Origin of the sequence: Maricaulis maris (assembly GCF_049116555.1) — a bacterium.
GTDB lineage: Bacteria > Pseudomonadota > Alphaproteobacteria > Caulobacterales > Maricaulaceae > Maricaulis > Maricaulis maris_C.
In genome coordinates, this window is the sequence record NZ_JAGDYT010000006.1 from 433,533 (window position 1) to 447,292 (window position 13,760).

The 13,760-nt window shown below is 62.4% G+C and carries 15 protein-coding genes and 1 riboswitch; of the genes, 6 read left to right on the forward strand and 9 right to left on the reverse strand.

The genetic code is table 11. From position 1 onward, the window contains the following. Positions 1–56 precede the first annotated feature (56 nt). Both JXQ94_RS09660 and JXQ94_RS09665 read left to right on the forward strand, forming a co-directional pair. Positions 57–416, forward strand: a complete 360-nt coding sequence (locus tag JXQ94_RS09660) for a helix-turn-helix transcriptional regulator (RefSeq protein ID WP_421923562.1) — start codon at positions 57–59, stop codon at positions 414–416. Beyond that, positions 413–1,717 carry a type II toxin-antitoxin system HipA family toxin gene (locus JXQ94_RS09665; RefSeq protein WP_421923563.1) on the forward strand — a complete coding sequence of 435 codons (1,305 nt, stop codon included), beginning with the start codon at positions 413–415 and terminating at the stop codon, positions 1,715–1,717. Before JXQ94_RS09660 ends, JXQ94_RS09665 begins: the two co-directional genes overlap by 4 nt. 8 nt (positions 1,718–1,725) lie before the next feature. Here the strand turns inward: JXQ94_RS09665 and JXQ94_RS09670 are convergent, their stop codons facing one another. The 7 genes from JXQ94_RS09670 to JXQ94_RS09700 form a co-directional block, all read right to left on the reverse strand. Then, positions 1,726–2,031 (reverse strand): hypothetical protein, encoded by a 306-nt coding sequence (locus JXQ94_RS09670; RefSeq protein ID WP_295694892.1) that lies wholly within the window; start codon positions 2,029–2,031, stop codon positions 1,726–1,728. A gap of 328 nt (positions 2,032–2,359) precedes the next feature. Further along, positions 2,360–3,934 (reverse strand): aminomethyl-transferring glycine dehydrogenase subunit GcvPB, encoded by a 1,575-nt coding sequence (gene gcvPB / locus JXQ94_RS09675; protein ID WP_421923564.1) that lies wholly within the window; start codon positions 3,932–3,934, stop codon positions 2,360–2,362. Between the two features lies 1 nt (position 3,935). Beyond that, positions 3,936–5,279: an aminomethyl-transferring glycine dehydrogenase subunit GcvPA gene (gene gcvPA, locus JXQ94_RS09680; protein ID WP_421923565.1), complete on the reverse strand. Its 1,344-nt coding sequence runs from the start codon at positions 5,277–5,279 to the stop codon at positions 3,936–3,938. Further along, complete coding sequence (locus JXQ94_RS09685; RefSeq protein ID WP_421923566.1) at positions 5,279–5,656, reverse strand: hypothetical protein; 378 nt, start codon at positions 5,654–5,656, stop codon at positions 5,279–5,281. Before JXQ94_RS09685 ends, gcvPA begins: the two co-directional genes overlap by 1 nt. A gap of 10 nt (positions 5,657–5,666) precedes the next feature. Further along, positions 5,667–6,032: a glycine cleavage system protein GcvH gene (gene gcvH, locus JXQ94_RS09690; RefSeq protein WP_421923567.1), complete on the reverse strand. Its 366-nt coding sequence runs from the start codon at positions 6,030–6,032 to the stop codon at positions 5,667–5,669. A gap of 36 nt (positions 6,033–6,068) precedes the next feature. Then, positions 6,069–7,166 carry a glycine cleavage system aminomethyltransferase GcvT gene (gcvT, locus tag JXQ94_RS09695; RefSeq protein ID WP_421923568.1) on the reverse strand — a complete coding sequence of 366 codons (1,098 nt, stop codon included), beginning with the start codon at positions 7,164–7,166 and terminating at the stop codon, positions 6,069–6,071. 180 nt (positions 7,167–7,346) lie between these two features. Then, positions 7,347–7,436: riboswitch (glycine riboswitch) on the reverse strand. 103 nt (positions 7,437–7,539) lie between these two features. Then, a complete protein-coding gene (locus tag JXQ94_RS09700) occupies positions 7,540–7,908 on the reverse strand; it encodes a hypothetical protein (protein WP_421923569.1) in 369 nt (122 codons plus the stop codon). A gap of 154 nt (positions 7,909–8,062) precedes the next feature. Between JXQ94_RS09700 and JXQ94_RS09705 the strand changes: the two genes are divergently transcribed. From JXQ94_RS09705 to JXQ94_RS09715, 3 genes are all read left to right on the forward strand, one after another. Then, positions 8,063–9,577 carry a serine hydrolase gene (locus tag JXQ94_RS09705; protein ID WP_421923570.1) on the forward strand — a complete coding sequence of 505 codons (1,515 nt, stop codon included), beginning with the start codon at positions 8,063–8,065 and terminating at the stop codon, positions 9,575–9,577. Between the two features lie 76 nt (positions 9,578–9,653). After that, positions 9,654–10,097 carry a hypothetical protein gene (locus JXQ94_RS09710; RefSeq protein WP_421923571.1) on the forward strand — a complete coding sequence of 148 codons (444 nt, stop codon included), beginning with the start codon at positions 9,654–9,656 and terminating at the stop codon, positions 10,095–10,097. Continuing rightward, positions 10,097–10,330, forward strand: coding sequence for a helix-turn-helix domain-containing protein (locus tag JXQ94_RS09715; protein ID WP_421923572.1), 234 nt, complete (start codon positions 10,097–10,099; stop codon positions 10,328–10,330). Before JXQ94_RS09710 ends, JXQ94_RS09715 begins: the two co-directional genes overlap by 1 nt. 2 nt (positions 10,331–10,332) lie before the next feature. Here the strand turns inward: JXQ94_RS09715 and argS are convergent, their stop codons facing one another. After that, positions 10,333–12,099 (reverse strand): arginine--tRNA ligase, encoded by a 1,767-nt coding sequence (gene argS / locus JXQ94_RS09720; RefSeq protein ID WP_421923573.1) that lies wholly within the window; start codon positions 12,097–12,099, stop codon positions 10,333–10,335. Positions 12,100–12,103: 4 nt separating this feature from the next. After that, positions 12,104–12,682: a hypothetical protein gene (locus tag JXQ94_RS09725; RefSeq protein ID WP_421923574.1), complete on the reverse strand. Its 579-nt coding sequence runs from the start codon at positions 12,680–12,682 to the stop codon at positions 12,104–12,106. Between the two features lie 119 nt (positions 12,683–12,801). Between JXQ94_RS09725 and ispH the strand changes: the two genes are divergently transcribed. Continuing rightward, positions 12,802–13,752, forward strand: a complete 951-nt coding sequence (gene ispH / locus JXQ94_RS09730) for a 4-hydroxy-3-methylbut-2-enyl diphosphate reductase (RefSeq protein WP_421923575.1) — start codon at positions 12,802–12,804, stop codon at positions 13,750–13,752. Positions 13,753–13,760 lie beyond the last annotated feature (8 nt).

Here is a 13,760-nt window from a genome sequence, read left to right on the forward strand (position 1 = left end):
TCGAAACCGGTTGTATTTGTCCGTTTAAATCGATTTTCGCAAGTAATCGGACCAATATGGCTGATAATACATCCAATGCGCTCAAGCCAATCGATGCACTGCTCGAACAATTGGGCACGCAAATCGAGCGCTACCGGATTGCCCGCCGTATCAAGCAGGAAGATCTCGCCCAACAGGCCGGCATCTCCAGCCGGACGCTGAGACGGCTTGAGACAGGCGGAAACGGGACGCTGGACACGGTCACCCGAGTGCTTCGGGCGCTCGGGATCGAGGACCGGCTGCTCGCGCTGGTGCCGGATGCAACACTCAGCCCGCTCGATCCGCGGAGCGGAAAGAAACAAGCCCGCCAGCGTGTCCGCGACAGCGCAGCCGTGCCGGATCGCCCCTGGCAATGGGGTGATGAGGACGAGGCATGACCCGCGCCGATGTCATCCTGTGGGGCCGCCGGATCGGTGCCGTCCTGTGGGATGATGGGCGTGACGTGGGGGCTTTCGAATACGTAGCGGAATTCACCCGGTCCGGGATCGAACCGGCTCCGCTCACCATGCCGCTTCAGCCCGGGGTTTTCCAATTTCCCGGCCTCCCCCGCGGCACCTTCAAGGGCCTGCCTGGCCTGCTGGCTGACAGCCTGCCGGACAAATTCGGCAATCTCCTGATCAATCGCTGGCTGGCCGAACAGGGCCGCGAACCCAGCAGCTTCAATCCAGTGGAACGGCTTTGCTATACCGGACGCCGGGGCATGGGCGCGCTGGAATTCGAGCCTGCGGCACGCGCCGGTTCCGTGGGCACGGGCCGCGCCCTGGAAGTTGGCGGGCTGGTCGAGCTGGCCGACCGCATCGTCAAGGACCGCCTGGAATTGAAGGGGCGGCTCACCGGCGATGGTGACCATCTTGTGCTCGAGGACATATTGCGTGTCGGCACGTCTGCCGGCGGCGCGCGGGCCAAGGCCGTCCTGGCCTGGAATCCGGCCACCGGGGAATTTCGATCGGGTCAGCTCGACCTTGCGGCCGGCTTTGAGCCCTGGTTGCTGAAGTTCGACGGAGTCAGCGAGAATGCTGACAAGGAGATTGCTGATCCCCTCGGCTATGGCCGGTTGGAATATGCCTGTCACCTGCTGGCGCGCGAGGCCGGGGTCACCATGGCCGAGTGCCGGCTGCACGAGGAAGGCGGCCGTGCGCACTTCATGACCCGCCGCTTCGACCGCACGCCAACCGGCGGCAAGCTGCACATGCAGACGCTGAGCGCGATGCGCCATTTCGATTTCAACCAGTCGCGCGCTTACAGCTATGAGCAGGCCATCGAGACCATCCGCATGCTCGGCCTCGACCATCAGGCGCGCGAGGAGATGGTACGGCGCGCCCTGCTCAACATTGTCATCCGCAACCAGGACGACCATGTGAAGAACATCGCCTTCCTGATGGACAGGGCGGGGCGCTGGTCGCTCGCTCCGGCCTATGACGTGGTCCATGCCTACAACCCGTCCGGCCCCTGGACCTCGCAGCACCAGATGTCCCTGGCAGGCAAGACGGACGGGTTTGCACTGGAAGACTTGATCCGCTTCGGACGCTTCGTCGACATCAAGCCGGCGCGCCTCCAGGCGATGCTGGACGAGATCCTTGCGGCGGCCGGGAATTGGTCGAAACATGTGGAGGCAGCGGGCGTGCCGGACACGCTCGCCCGGCAAGCGCGATCGAGTTTCCGGACTGACTGGACCTAGGATTACGGCTATTCAGCCGGGTCCACATCCTTTTCGCCGAAGGCCCAGCGCACACGCTTCCACAGCCAGGGCCAGCGGCGCAACAAGCTCGTAATCTTCGCGTGCAAGGTCTTCGACGCACCGGCGACGAGGATGAGGCCGAACAGGCCAACAAAAGCGCCGATCGGCACAAGCGGAAAAGGTGTCAGAATCGCGATCGGGACTGACAGCACCATCAGGATGAGACCTATGGCGATGCAGATGCCACGGATGATCAGCACCACAAAGGCGCCGATCGGGTGGCTTCTTGCCCAACCATTCAGGCTCTCATTCATTGCTGCAACCATCTCCAACCCCGTCTGTCGGGGCGCACCATCGATATGGGGCGCGTAGACAGACAGACAACCATAAACGCGTAAACATCACCCCAATGCGAGACAAAAGCGCCGAAATTCAGGCGGCGCCTGATACTCGTCCGGGGCATGTTGCATCTGCGCACCGGTTTCACAAACCAGTGTTGCAGCAAAGGGCGTTCCGCAGGACCCAATCACCGCTGCACTGGCAAAGCCCCCGCACTGCGATGACCGTGCGCATAATTTATCTCGCCCAAGAGCCAGCTGTCATCCGGGACCGTCTCCACGACAGTCCCGGACAAGACCAGGCCTATTCCGCCGCTTCGACCGTGTCGATCGGGGGCGTCCAGCGCAGGACCGGCTGACGGGCAGCACGTGTTTCGTCGAGGCGCTTGGTCGGAGCATGCACCGGAGCGGCCAGGAAGCGGTCCGTGTCACCGTCCTTGGCGGCAGTGGCGAGCGCTTCGAGCACTTCGATGAAGCGGTCGAGACCACTCATCGACTCGGTTTCGGTCGGCTCGATCAACATCGCCCCATGGACGACCAGCGGGAAATACATGGTCATCGGGTGGTAGCCCTCATCGATCATTGCCTTGGCAAAATCGAGCGTGGTCACCCCCGTATCCTTGAGGAAGCGGTCGTCGAACAGGGCTTCATGCATGCAGGTGCCGTCATAGGCTGCCGTCATGACATGGCTGAGACGGGCCTGGATGTAATTGGCGTTGAGCACCGCATCCTCAGCCACCTGCTTCAGCCCGTCCGAGCCATGGCTCATCATGTAGGTGAGTGCGCGGGTGAACATGCCCATCTGGCCATGGAAGGCCGCCATGCGGCCGAAGGGGTCACCCTTGGCGTCGTCCATATGCTCCACCATCGCGAGGCGACCTTTCTCGGTCTCGACGACGTAAGGGACCGGAGCAAACGGCGCCAGCGCATCAGACAAGACGGTCGGACCGGAACCGGGGCCGCCGCCGCCATGCGGGGTGGAGAAGGTCTTGTGCAGATTGATGTGCATCGCATCAACGCCGAGATCGCCCGGACGGACCCGGCCGACAATGGCGTTGAAATTGGCGCCGTCGCAATAGAAATAGCCGCCCGCCTCGTGGATCAGGTCGGCGATCTCGCGAATGTCCCGCTCGAACAGCCCGCACGTATTGGGATTGGTCAGCATGATGCCGGCGACATCATCGCCGAGCTTGGCCTTGAAAGCCTCCATGTCGACCCGGCCGGTCTTGTCGGCCGGGATCTCGTCAACGGTGAAGCCACACTGGACCGCGGTTGCCGGATTGGTGCCATGGGCACTTTCGGGCACGAGAACGCGGCGACGATGGGTCTGACCATCGGCGTCGAGACGGGCGCGGATCGCCATCATGCCGCAGAACTCACCATGCGCGCCGGCTTTCGGCGACAGGGCGACAGCGGGCATGTTGGTCAGCGTCATCAGCCAATGGGCCAGCTCGTCCATGACCTGATACGCGCCCTGCACGGTCGAGGCCGGCTGCAGCGGGTGCACATCGGCAAAGCCGGGCAGGCGCGCGACTTTCTCGTTGAGACGCGGATTATGCTTCATCGTGCACGAACCGAGCGGATAGAGGCCCAGATCGATGGCGTAATTCTTCCGTGACAGGCGCACATAATGGCGCATGGTCTCCGGCTCGGCGAGGCCGGGCAGACCGATCTCGCCCGTGCGGTCGAGGCCGCCCAGGCGGGTCTTGAGACCCTTGGGTTCGGGCAGGTCAACGCCGCAGCGATCCATGGCGCCACGTTCGAAGATAAGCGCCTCGGCCTGGTCGAGACCCCGACTGCCCGAAATCGTGTCGGCATAGCCCCCGGTGGCGATATTCTCAGCCATGCGGGTGGGACGTCCTTGCGTATTCATGCCCATCTTAAAGCACTCCTGCCAGGGCCTTCGCGAAGACGGCAATGTCTTCCGGCGTGTTGGTTTCGGTCGCTGCGACGATGAGATAATTCTCGAACCGGCCCGGATAGAGACGGCTGGCGGGCACACCGCCCAGCACGCCGAATCCGGCGAGGTCGTTCACCACCTGGTCTGCATTTCTGGGCAGCAGGAGCGTGAACTCATTGAAGAAGCTGTCATTGACCACTTCCACGCCCGGGATCGACCCCAGCGTATCGGCCAACTCGCACGCCGTCTCATGATTGAGACGGGCCAGCTGGGTCAGGCCCTTCTCGCCCAGGAGCGTCATGTGAATGGTCCAGGCCAGCGCACAGAGGCCGGAATTGGTGCAGATATTGGAGGTCGCCTTGTCGCGGCGGATATGCTGCTCGCGGGTCGACAGGGTCAGCACATAGCCGCGGCGGCCATCGGCATCGATGGTTTCACCGGCCAGGCGGCCCGGCATCTGGCGGATGAAGCGACGATCATCCTTGCAGGCGAACAGGCCCACATAGGGTCCGCCGAAATTCAGGCCGACGCCGATCGACTGCCCCTCGCCCACCGCGATGTCCGCGCCCATATGGCCCGGCGCTTCGATCAGGCCCAGTGACACGGCTTCCGTGAAGACGGCAATAACCAGGGCGCCCTTTTCATGGGCGATGCGCGAGACCTCGCGCAGATCGTGAAGGCGGCCGAAAATGTCCGGCGTCTGGATGACCACGCAGGCGGTCGTGTCGTCGATCTCGGCGATCACGGCGTCGAGATCCGCCGGTGCCGCATCTGTCACCGAGATGGAGACGTCGGAATACTTGGCCAGCGTCTGCGAGGCCTCGACATAGTGCGGGTGGACTGACCCGGCCATCACGGCCTTGGTCCGCCGCGTCACGCGGGCCGCCATCATGACCGCCTCGGCACAGGCCGTGGAGCCGTCATACATGGAGGCGTTGGCCACATCCATGCCGGTCAGGAGCGCCACCTGGGTCTGGAATTCAAACAGGGTCTGCAGCGTCCCCTGCGAGATTTCCGGCTGGTAGGGCGTGTAGGCGGTCAGGAATTCCGACCGCTGGATCAGATGGTCCACGGTCGAGGGAATGTGGTGCTTGTAAGCGCCCGCCCCCACAAAGAACGGTGCCTGGCTGGCAGCGACATTGCGTGCCGACATGGCCGCCATGGCCCGCTCGACCTGCAATTCACCCTGCTTGGTCGGCAGGTCGACCAGTCCATCCAGCCGCGCCGCTTCCGGCACATCGGTGAAAAGATCATCGATCGAGGCCACGCCGATCGCATCGAGCATGGCCTTGCGGTCAGTATCTGTGTGGGGGAGGTATCGCATCAGGTGTCCTTCATCTGAGCGGTCAACAGCTTGCGGTAGATTTCCGCACCAACGACCGGCAGTGCGACAACAAACGCTGTCGCAATGGCTCCGGTGAGGAGCGCCGCACGATAATCAATGCCGAAGCTCATGAAAAAATGAGATAAATAGGGTAGCGACACGACAGCGAGAATGGGATTGTGCAAACGGGGGGCGGCGTGGTCACCCCAAAGCCGGACCGACAGATAGGTTGCAAGCCCAAGTCCCGCCAGCGCGAGCCTCAAAACGTCGACACCTCCGGACACAAAGGCACCCGACCCACCCCATCCGAAAACAAGCAAACCTGTCAACTCGATCATCGACACGCGAAATTTTCGTGTTTGGCCAGTGATGTCCATCTCTTGTCCTCTACGCCGTGTGAGCGTTGTAGGCGGCTTCGTCCATCAGGCCGTCGAGCTGGGCGGCGTCGGAGAGCTTGATCTTGACGAACCAGCCATCACCGGTGGCGTCTTCATTGACCTTGGCCGGCTCGCCCTCGAGGGCGTCATTGATGGCAGTGATCTCGCCGTCGACCGGGGCATAGACTTCCGAGGCGGCCTTGACCGACTCGACGACGGCGAACTCGTCGCCCTTGCTCAGCGCCTTGCCGACTTCGGGAAGTTCGACAAAGACGACATCGCCGAGCTGACCAGCAGCGAAAGCGGTGATGCCGACAGTGGCGATATCGCCGTCAACGGTGATCCATTCATGGTCTTCGGTGTAACGTGTGGTCATGGGTTTATCTCCTGCCCCTGATAGGAAAACCGGGCCTCAGCCCCGATAGAAATTCGCCGGTACGAACGGCAATTTGGTGATGGTGGCGGCGCGCGGCTTGCCGCGCACGAGGATATCGACCTCGGTGCCGGGCTTCATGAAGTCGCGATCGACATAGCCCATGGCGACCGGACCGCTCACGGTCGGACCGAAGCCGCCCGAGGTCACAATGCCGATGACATTGCCGGATTTGTCGGCGATCTCGGCGCCTTCGCGGGCCGGAGCACCGGTCAACGTCAGGCCGACCCGCTTTTCGCAGGTCTTTTCTTCGATCTGCCGGGCGATCACGTCAGCACCGGGGAAGTCACCGCGCTCGCGGCGCGTCTTGCCCAGCGCCCAGATCAGGGAGGCTTCGACCGCGGTGCGGTTCTCGTCCATGTCGTGGCCGTAAAGGCAGAGCCCGGCTTCAAGGCGCAGACTGTCGCGGGCGCCAAGACCGATGGCCTCGACCTCGTCCTGGGCCAGCAGCAAGCGGGCAATGCGATCCGCATCAGCCTCAGGGATCGAGATCTCGAACCCGTCTTCGCCGGTATAGCCCGAGCGCGAGATCATCACCTCAGCCCCATCCAGCGTGAACACGCCGCACTGCATGAAGACCATCTTGCAGGCGTCCGGGCAGAGCCGCGCCATCACGTCCTTGGCCGCCGGGCCCTGCAGCGCGAGAAGCGCGCGCTCGGGAATGCGGGTCAGATTGCCCTTGCCGGCCGTCGCCGCTTCGATATGGGCGAAATCGGCGTCCTTTGTGGCGGCGTTGACCACCAGGTAGATGCCATTGCCGTCCGGGCGCGAGACCATCAGGTCATCGCGGATACCGCCGCGCTCATTGGGCAGCAGGGTGTATTTCTGTTCGCCGGCCCCGATCTCGGACAGGTCACAGGTCAGCAGGGCTTCCAGCGCCGCCTCATCACCGACATAGCGGGCCTGGCCCATATGGGAGACATCGAACAGGCCGGCCTGTTCCCGGCAATGCTTGTGCTCGCCCATGATACCCAGCGGGTATTGGACCGGCATGTCATAGCCGGCAAACGGCACCATCTTGCCGCCAAGTTCGACATGGAGGGCATGGAGTGGTGTCTTGAGAAGCATTTCGGTCATGTCGGGTCCTTGCAAGGGTGCGATCCTGCACGCCCGGCAAGGCCTGCAAGCTGATCGCCCCCGCTGTCCCGAATACCTGAGAGATTCCGTGCGCGCCGCTGACGTCCCCCGATCGGGACCGGCCGCACTTGCTCCGTCGGTGGGGCAAGGGTCTGATCCCTCACCCGCTTTCCAGCGTTTATCTCATCCGCGGTCCCTTGGCCTGAGCGTTTCCGGGGCGGTTGCGCCTTCGGCGCCGGCATATTCGCCGGTCTCTCCCGCGGGGAGAAGTGGCCTGTAAAACGGACCTCGCGGCCGGTCAAACAGATTTGCAGGACTGTAGGCCCGAACGCTGTTTAGTCAATGCAGATTGACGGTTGTATCCGGAGGTGTTCTAGCCGCCCAGACAGATACCAAGTGCACTCTGGATATGACCGCCCAGCCCCGCCTGCTCTCCCTCCGGAAGAGAAGCGAAAACTTGCTGGGATTCCAGGCGTGCCGCTTCCCAATCCGCGATCTCGCCGCGCCCCTGGATCGCACCCTGCCCACCCAGCGCTGCAGCGCGATAGGCATCCGGGGTCAGGCTCTGGGCCAGCTCACCGTCAAGGCATTGGCAAAAGACAAAATGATCCGGCTCGGCGCCACCCTGGCGATCCACTTGCTGGATGCGACAGGATTGCTGCATCAGGACCGACAGTCGCGCCGGATCTGTCGGCAGGTCGGCGGACTGGACGGTCAGGCTGGCGATGAGTGAAACGATCATGGCTGTCTCCTGAAAATCTGGCCCAAGCATACACCTGTTTTTACAAAAGCCTCTCCCCCGAACCGGGTAGGGAGACTGCGTCCGACTGAATCCCGATTGCATCCAAATGCCGCGTTCATCACATCTCACCAGCATACAAGCTCGGGATAGTTTCATGTCATTCAAAACTTTTGCCGCCGGTCTTCTGGCGGCCACTTCGCTTATTTCATCGTCGGCCATCGCCCAGATCGTGACGGTCAACGCGGATACGCAGCAACGCATCACTGACTATATCGACACGGCGGAGGCGGTTGGTTCAGCAGGCGGCCTGCTGGTCACGATCGGCGATGAAACCCTTATTTCCACGGGCTACGGGCTAGCCAATCGTGACGCCCAGTATCCGGCAACGCCTGACAGCGTGTTCGACATGGGTTCGCTGACCAAACAGTTCACCGCGGCGGCCATTCTGGTGTTGCAGGAGCGCGGCCAGCTGCATGTCACCGACACGCTCGATCAGTATTTCACCGACCTGCCGGCGGACAAGACCAGCATCACCATCCACCAGCTGCTGACGCACAGCTCGGGCCTGTCGGACCATTCTGGCGGTTATGAGGGCAGCGATCACAGCCCCTATAAGTCACGCGAGGACTTCTTTTCCGCGCTGTTCGCCAGCCCGCTCAGCCGGGAGCCAGGCACCTCGCTGGAATACTCCAATGCCGGCTATACGGTTCTCGCCGCAATCATCGAGGATGTCAGCGGCACGGACTATGAAAGTTTCCTGATCGAGGCCGTGCTGGATCCGGCCGGCATGGACCAGACCGGTTACCGCCTGCGCGACTGGGACGATGAAAACCTGGCGCACATGTATTTCCACGGTTTCCTGGACCCGGAACGCGCGGATATCGGAACCTTCATCGAGCGCTGGCGCGAAGAAGAGGTCTCCTGGCACATGCTGGGCAATGGCGGCCTCTACACGACGCTCGTCGATATGGGCAGATGGCATCGTGCCCTGCAGGACGGCAGCGTAATATCAGCGGAATCAACCGCACAAATGCATGCGCCGCACATGCCCTGGGAAGGTCGGGATTCGGACCACTACGGCTATGGCTGGGTCGTGGAAACAGGATCCGAGGGCATACCCGTCAATCACGCCGGCTCGAACGGGCTTTTCAATGCCACGATCCGCCGCTATCCGGCAGACGACATTCTGATCATGCACTGGACCAATGAAAGTCGCCCCTCTGCGGATCGCATGGGTCCGGTCGTGCGTCGCATGCTGGTCGACCCGACCTACGAGGCCAGCCCGGTTCACGCCTCGCCCTATACGCTGATCAACCAGTTCAGCCAGAGCCAGGCAGTTGAGCGCGTGGCCGACCTGCCCGCGCACCTCGAAGGGATTACCGGCCGCGAGCTCAGCGACCGCCGCATCCTGAATCGCGTCGGGTTTCATCTGCTGGGTGAAGAGCGCGGTGACTGGGCCGTCGCCCTCTTTGAGCTGAACACCGAGCTCTTCCCGGGCGATGGCAATCTCTTTGACAGCCTCGGGGAAGGACATGCCGCTCTGGGCAATAGCGAGGCCGCCCTCGCAGCCTTCCGCACATCTCTCGAGCTTGCGCCGCAAGACGACGACTGTGGCTGGTGCGACAATGCCCGCGACCGTATCGCTGAACTGGAGACCGGCGCGCAGTAGCGCCGGCATAAAATTTTATATTGTATTTAAATTTTTTGATGCCTAACGTAACTTTCCTACTGATTGGACGTTAGACATGGCAAATAATTTTCCAGCTCCATCCGCCTTGGTTATCCGGGGTGTTCTGGTCGGTTTTTCCAGCGTGTTGCTGGCAGGGCTGGTTGTGGACGTGATCACAGATTCTCTCCCGTGGCCGAGCCTGCTTGCACCGGTCTGCTATGTGGCAGGCCTCTGGTTTGCGTCGGAAATTCTTGTTCGCCTGGAGAAAGGCAGCACGTTCAGCGACACGATCATCGCCGGCCTGACAAAGGTGGGCGCCAGCCTCATGCTGGCTGGCTTCCTGGCCATCCTGGTCGCGCCAGCGCTTCTGCACCTATTGGCCAATGGATTCACAGAGATGCGCGGCATGACCCTGGATCTGGAGCTGGCAAATCTGATGCTGGCCGTGACAGGGTTGGTGCTCATCTTGATTGCCCGACGCGGCGCCGACCTCCGGGCCCAGCTCGAGGGCTTTGTCTGATGCCCGTTCGGGTTACCTTGGATGTGATGCTGGCGAGACGAAAGCGGCGCGCCCGGGAGGTCGCGGCCGAGATCGGAATTTCCGAAACGCAGCTCAGCTTGTTGCGCACCGGAAAAGTGCGCGGCATGCGTTTCGATACGCTGTCCAAACTCTGCCTGGTGTTAGACTGCAGGCCCGGCGATATTCTCGATTATGACCTGGACCCCGCGGATCTCGATCAAGCGATCGACTAGGCCTACATCCGCTCTGGCGCTTCCAGTCCAACCAGGTGCAGGCAGAGCTCAAGCTGTTTGAGCGTTGCCTGGGCCAGGGCCAGGCGGGAGGCCTTGGTCGTATCGTGATCCGCGCCGAGGATCGGGCAGGCCGCATAGAATTTCGAGAATGTCTGGGCCAGGGTGAAGGCGTGATCACAGATCGTGTTTGGCGCCCGGTTGTCACAGGCCTGCTCCAGCGCCGTGCCAAAAGCGTCCAGGGCCAGCACCAGATCGGTCTCTTCCTGGGTGCCGACGACAATCGCGCCCGGCGCCACGCCCTCTCGCTCCGCCTTGCGCATGAGCGATTTCACACGAACAGCAGCGTAGAGCAGATAGGGACCTGTCTTGCCTTCGAAACTGGTGAAACGGTCCAGATCGAACACGTAGTTGGTTGTGCGGTAATTCTGCAGATCGGCGAACTTGATCGCAGCCAGACCAACCATGCGCGCAACATTCGCCCGCTCTTCCTCGGATGCATCAGCAGCGAGCCCCGCCTCCTTGAGGCGCTCACCCGCACGCTCGATGGCCGAGGAGATCAGGTCGGCGAGACGGAATGTGCCACCATCGCGGGTCCGCAGGCGTTTGCCGTCGGTTCCGTTGACGGTACCGAATTTGACGTGCTCCAACGCCCCCTCAGCCGCCAGGCCCGCCCTGCTGGCAGCGCGGAAAACTTGCTCGAAATGATCCGACTGCGCCAGATCGACAACGTAGAGTGTCAGGTCCGGGCCGACCTCATTTTTGCGATCGAGGATCGTCGCGAGGTCCGTCGTTCCGTAGAGTGACGCACCGCCCGAGGTCACCAGAATCAAAGGCGCGAGTTCTTTCTTGTCGCCCTCCCGAGCTACACGCACGACCCAGGCGCCATCACTTTTCTCTGCAACGGCGCGATCCTTGAAATCCTGCACAAGGCCCGGGATCAGGGGGTCGACATCGCTTTCGCCCTTCCACAGGTCGAAATGCACACCCAGCGCGCCAAAATCGCGTTTCAGGGCGGCGACCGAAACCTCGATGAAATGACGCAGCAAGGCCCGGTAGCCCGGACGTCCGGCCTGCAGCTCGGCGGTGGCGGCACGGGAGATCTCCAACCGCTCCGGATCGGCCTTGGCCTTGACCGAGGCTTGCGGGTAAAGGCGCGCCAGATCCTCGATCGTGACCGGCGGCTCGGATGGATAGCCGTCGGTAATGTCTGGATCGAAATAGACGAGGTCCGGCTGCTCGTCGCGCAGCTCGGTGATCAGGTGGCCCATTTGCAGGCCCCAGTCTCCGAGATGGATATCCGACACCACCGTGTCGCCGCGAAAGCGGAACAGGCGCTGCAGGCTGTCACCCAGCACCGAGGAGCGCAGATGGCCGACATGCATCGGCTTGGCGACATTGGGGCCGCCGAAATCGATCATCACCGTCTTCGGTGCCGCGGTGACCGGCGCTCCGGCCCGCTCATCGGCAGCGATCTCGGCCGCGCGCTCGCCATAGAGGTATTCGGCCGGACGCAGATTGATGAAGCCCGGGCCGGCAATTTCAGCGGCGCCGATCTGCGGGATGCCGTGCAGCGCGTCGATCAGCTTGCCAGCCAGTTCCCGCGGATTGGTCTTGGCCTGTTTGGCCGCGGGCATGGCGCCATTGCACTGGAAGGGGAAGATTTCGGGATTCTGCCTGGACGGGGTCACACGGCCCAGCTCTCGCGGAAGCTCGAGGGAAGCAAACGCGTCGCCCAGCACGGCGCTGAGCTGTTCGGCAATAGAAGGCATGTATCTAGTCCTGGCCGGCCGACACGCGGAAACGCTGTCCGGAGCGGTTGAAGGCGATCTGTTCCGGGGTCAGCTCGAAGCCAACAAGGATCTCGAAATTGACACCCGACGTGCCTTCATCGGCGCGCGGGATGGAGATGGCATCAATGGTCTCGGTCAGATAGACGCGGTCTTCATCTGCATCAAAGCGGACACGAACCGGGAAGACTTCCTTGACGATGACGGCCATGTCGCGACGGGTAACCGCGACGAAGAATTCATAGGTCCGCTCGCGCCCCTGGGCCGCGGGACCGCGTCCGAAGCCGAAATCGATTTCCAGATTGGCCAGGATGGGGCGTTCGCCATAATAGCTGCACAGTGACCGCACAGCGATCACTTCGCCGGTGAAGCCGACATTCTCATAGACGATGTCATCGCCGTGGAATTCGACCATGCGGTGAGCGTCATAGAGCGACAGGGCGGACGGGCAGGGACCGATATTCGGCTCCGGATCGACGAATACGCTGCCGACGCTCTGACAGGAAGACAGCAGGCCAGCCATTGCGGCCATTGCGGCAAGAGAACGCACGGATTTGAACGACATTATGTACTACCTGTCCTGGAAACAGACCCGGCCGCTGGCATGGGACCGGGCTCTTTGTTACCACGGTCATACGATGGAGATGCCGCTTCCGCAACGCCATCGCTGAAGGAGAGACGAGCGTGACCGCGACACCCCGCCCCCCATTGACCATATTGCGCGCCGCCCCGCGCGGTTTCTGCGCCGGAGTTGACCGTGCGATCCAGATTGTGGAGCGGGCGATCGAGCGTTTCGGCGCGCCGGTCTATGTACGCCATGAAATCGTCCACAACCGACATGTCGTGGAGCGGCTGGAGGCGTTGGGCGCGGTTTTCGTCGAGGAGCTCGATGAATGCCCGGATGACCGTCCGGTTGTCTTTTCCGCCCATGGCGTGCCCAAGACGGTCCCCGCGGAAGCCGAGCGCCGCGAGATGATCTATGTCGATGCGACCTGCCCGCTGGTGTCAAAAGTCCATGTCGAGGCCCAGCGGCATTTTGCCAATGGCGATGAGATCATCCTGATCGGTCATGCCGGTCATCCCGAAGTTGTCGGCACGATGGGTCAATTGCCCGAGGGCGCGATCAGCCTGGTGGAAACCGTCGATGATGCCGACCATTTCACGCCGCGCGATCCGGAGCGCATCGCTTTCGTGACCCAGACAACACTTTCGGTGGACGACACCTCGGCCATAGTTGCGCGGCTGCAGGGACGCTTCCCGGGCATGAAGGCGCCGCACAAGGAAGACATCTGCTATGCCACCACCAATCGCCAGGCGGCGGTCAAGGCGATGGCACCGCGCAGTGATCTGGTCTTCGTGATCGGCTCGCCGAACTCCTCGAACTCGGTGCGCCTTGTCGAGGTCGCCCAGCGGTCCGGTGCCAATGATGCGCGACTGGTCTCGTGCGCCGCCGATGTCGACTGGGCCACGATCGGCGCAATCCGCACGGTCGGCATCACCGCGGGCGCGTCCGCTCCGGAAGATCTCGTGGAAGGGCTCATCAATGCCTTCCGCGCGCGCTATGATGTGCAGCTTGAGGATATCCGCGTCACCGACGAGGATGTCGTCTTCAAACTGCCCCGCGCCGTCGCCTGAGGACATTC

What these genes read in the sequence shown, in the direction of transcription:
- JXQ94_RS09660 (WP_421923562.1), top strand. Translation starts at nt 57, where the DNA reads ATGGCTGATAATACATCCAATGCGCTCAAGCCAATCGATGCACTGCTC.
- JXQ94_RS09665 (WP_421923563.1), top strand. Translation starts at nt 413, where the DNA reads ATGACCCGCGCCGATGTCATCCTGTGGGGCCGCCGGATCGGTGCCGTC.
- JXQ94_RS09670 (WP_295694892.1), bottom strand. Translation starts at nt 2,031, where the DNA reads ATGAATGAGAGCCTGAATGGTTGGGCAAGAAGCCACCCGATCGGCGCC.
- gcvPB (WP_421923564.1), bottom strand. Translation starts at nt 3,934, where the DNA reads ATGGGCATGAATACGCAAGGACGTCCCACCCGCATGGCTGAGAATATC.
- gcvPA (WP_421923565.1), bottom strand. Translation starts at nt 5,279, where the DNA reads ATGCGATACCTCCCCCACACAGATACTGACCGCAAGGCCATGCTCGAT.
- JXQ94_RS09685 (WP_421923566.1), bottom strand. Translation starts at nt 5,656, where the DNA reads ATGGACATCACTGGCCAAACACGAAAATTTCGCGTGTCGATGATCGAG.
- gcvH (WP_421923567.1), bottom strand. Translation starts at nt 6,032, where the DNA reads ATGACCACACGTTACACCGAAGACCATGAATGGATCACCGTTGACGGC.
- gcvT (WP_421923568.1), bottom strand. Translation starts at nt 7,166, where the DNA reads ATGACCGAAATGCTTCTCAAGACACCACTCCATGCCCTCCATGTCGAA.
- JXQ94_RS09700 (WP_421923569.1), bottom strand. Translation starts at nt 7,908, where the DNA reads ATGATCGTTTCACTCATCGCCAGCCTGACCGTCCAGTCCGCCGACCTG.
- JXQ94_RS09705 (WP_421923570.1), top strand. Translation starts at nt 8,063, where the DNA reads ATGTCATTCAAAACTTTTGCCGCCGGTCTTCTGGCGGCCACTTCGCTT.
- JXQ94_RS09710 (WP_421923571.1), top strand. Translation starts at nt 9,654, where the DNA reads ATGGCAAATAATTTTCCAGCTCCATCCGCCTTGGTTATCCGGGGTGTT.
- JXQ94_RS09715 (WP_421923572.1), top strand. Translation starts at nt 10,097, where the DNA reads ATGCCCGTTCGGGTTACCTTGGATGTGATGCTGGCGAGACGAAAGCGG.
- argS (WP_421923573.1), bottom strand. Translation starts at nt 12,099, where the DNA reads ATGCCTTCTATTGCCGAACAGCTCAGCGCCGTGCTGGGCGACGCGTTT.
- JXQ94_RS09725 (WP_421923574.1), bottom strand. Translation starts at nt 12,682, where the DNA reads ATGTCGTTCAAATCCGTGCGTTCTCTTGCCGCAATGGCCGCAATGGCT.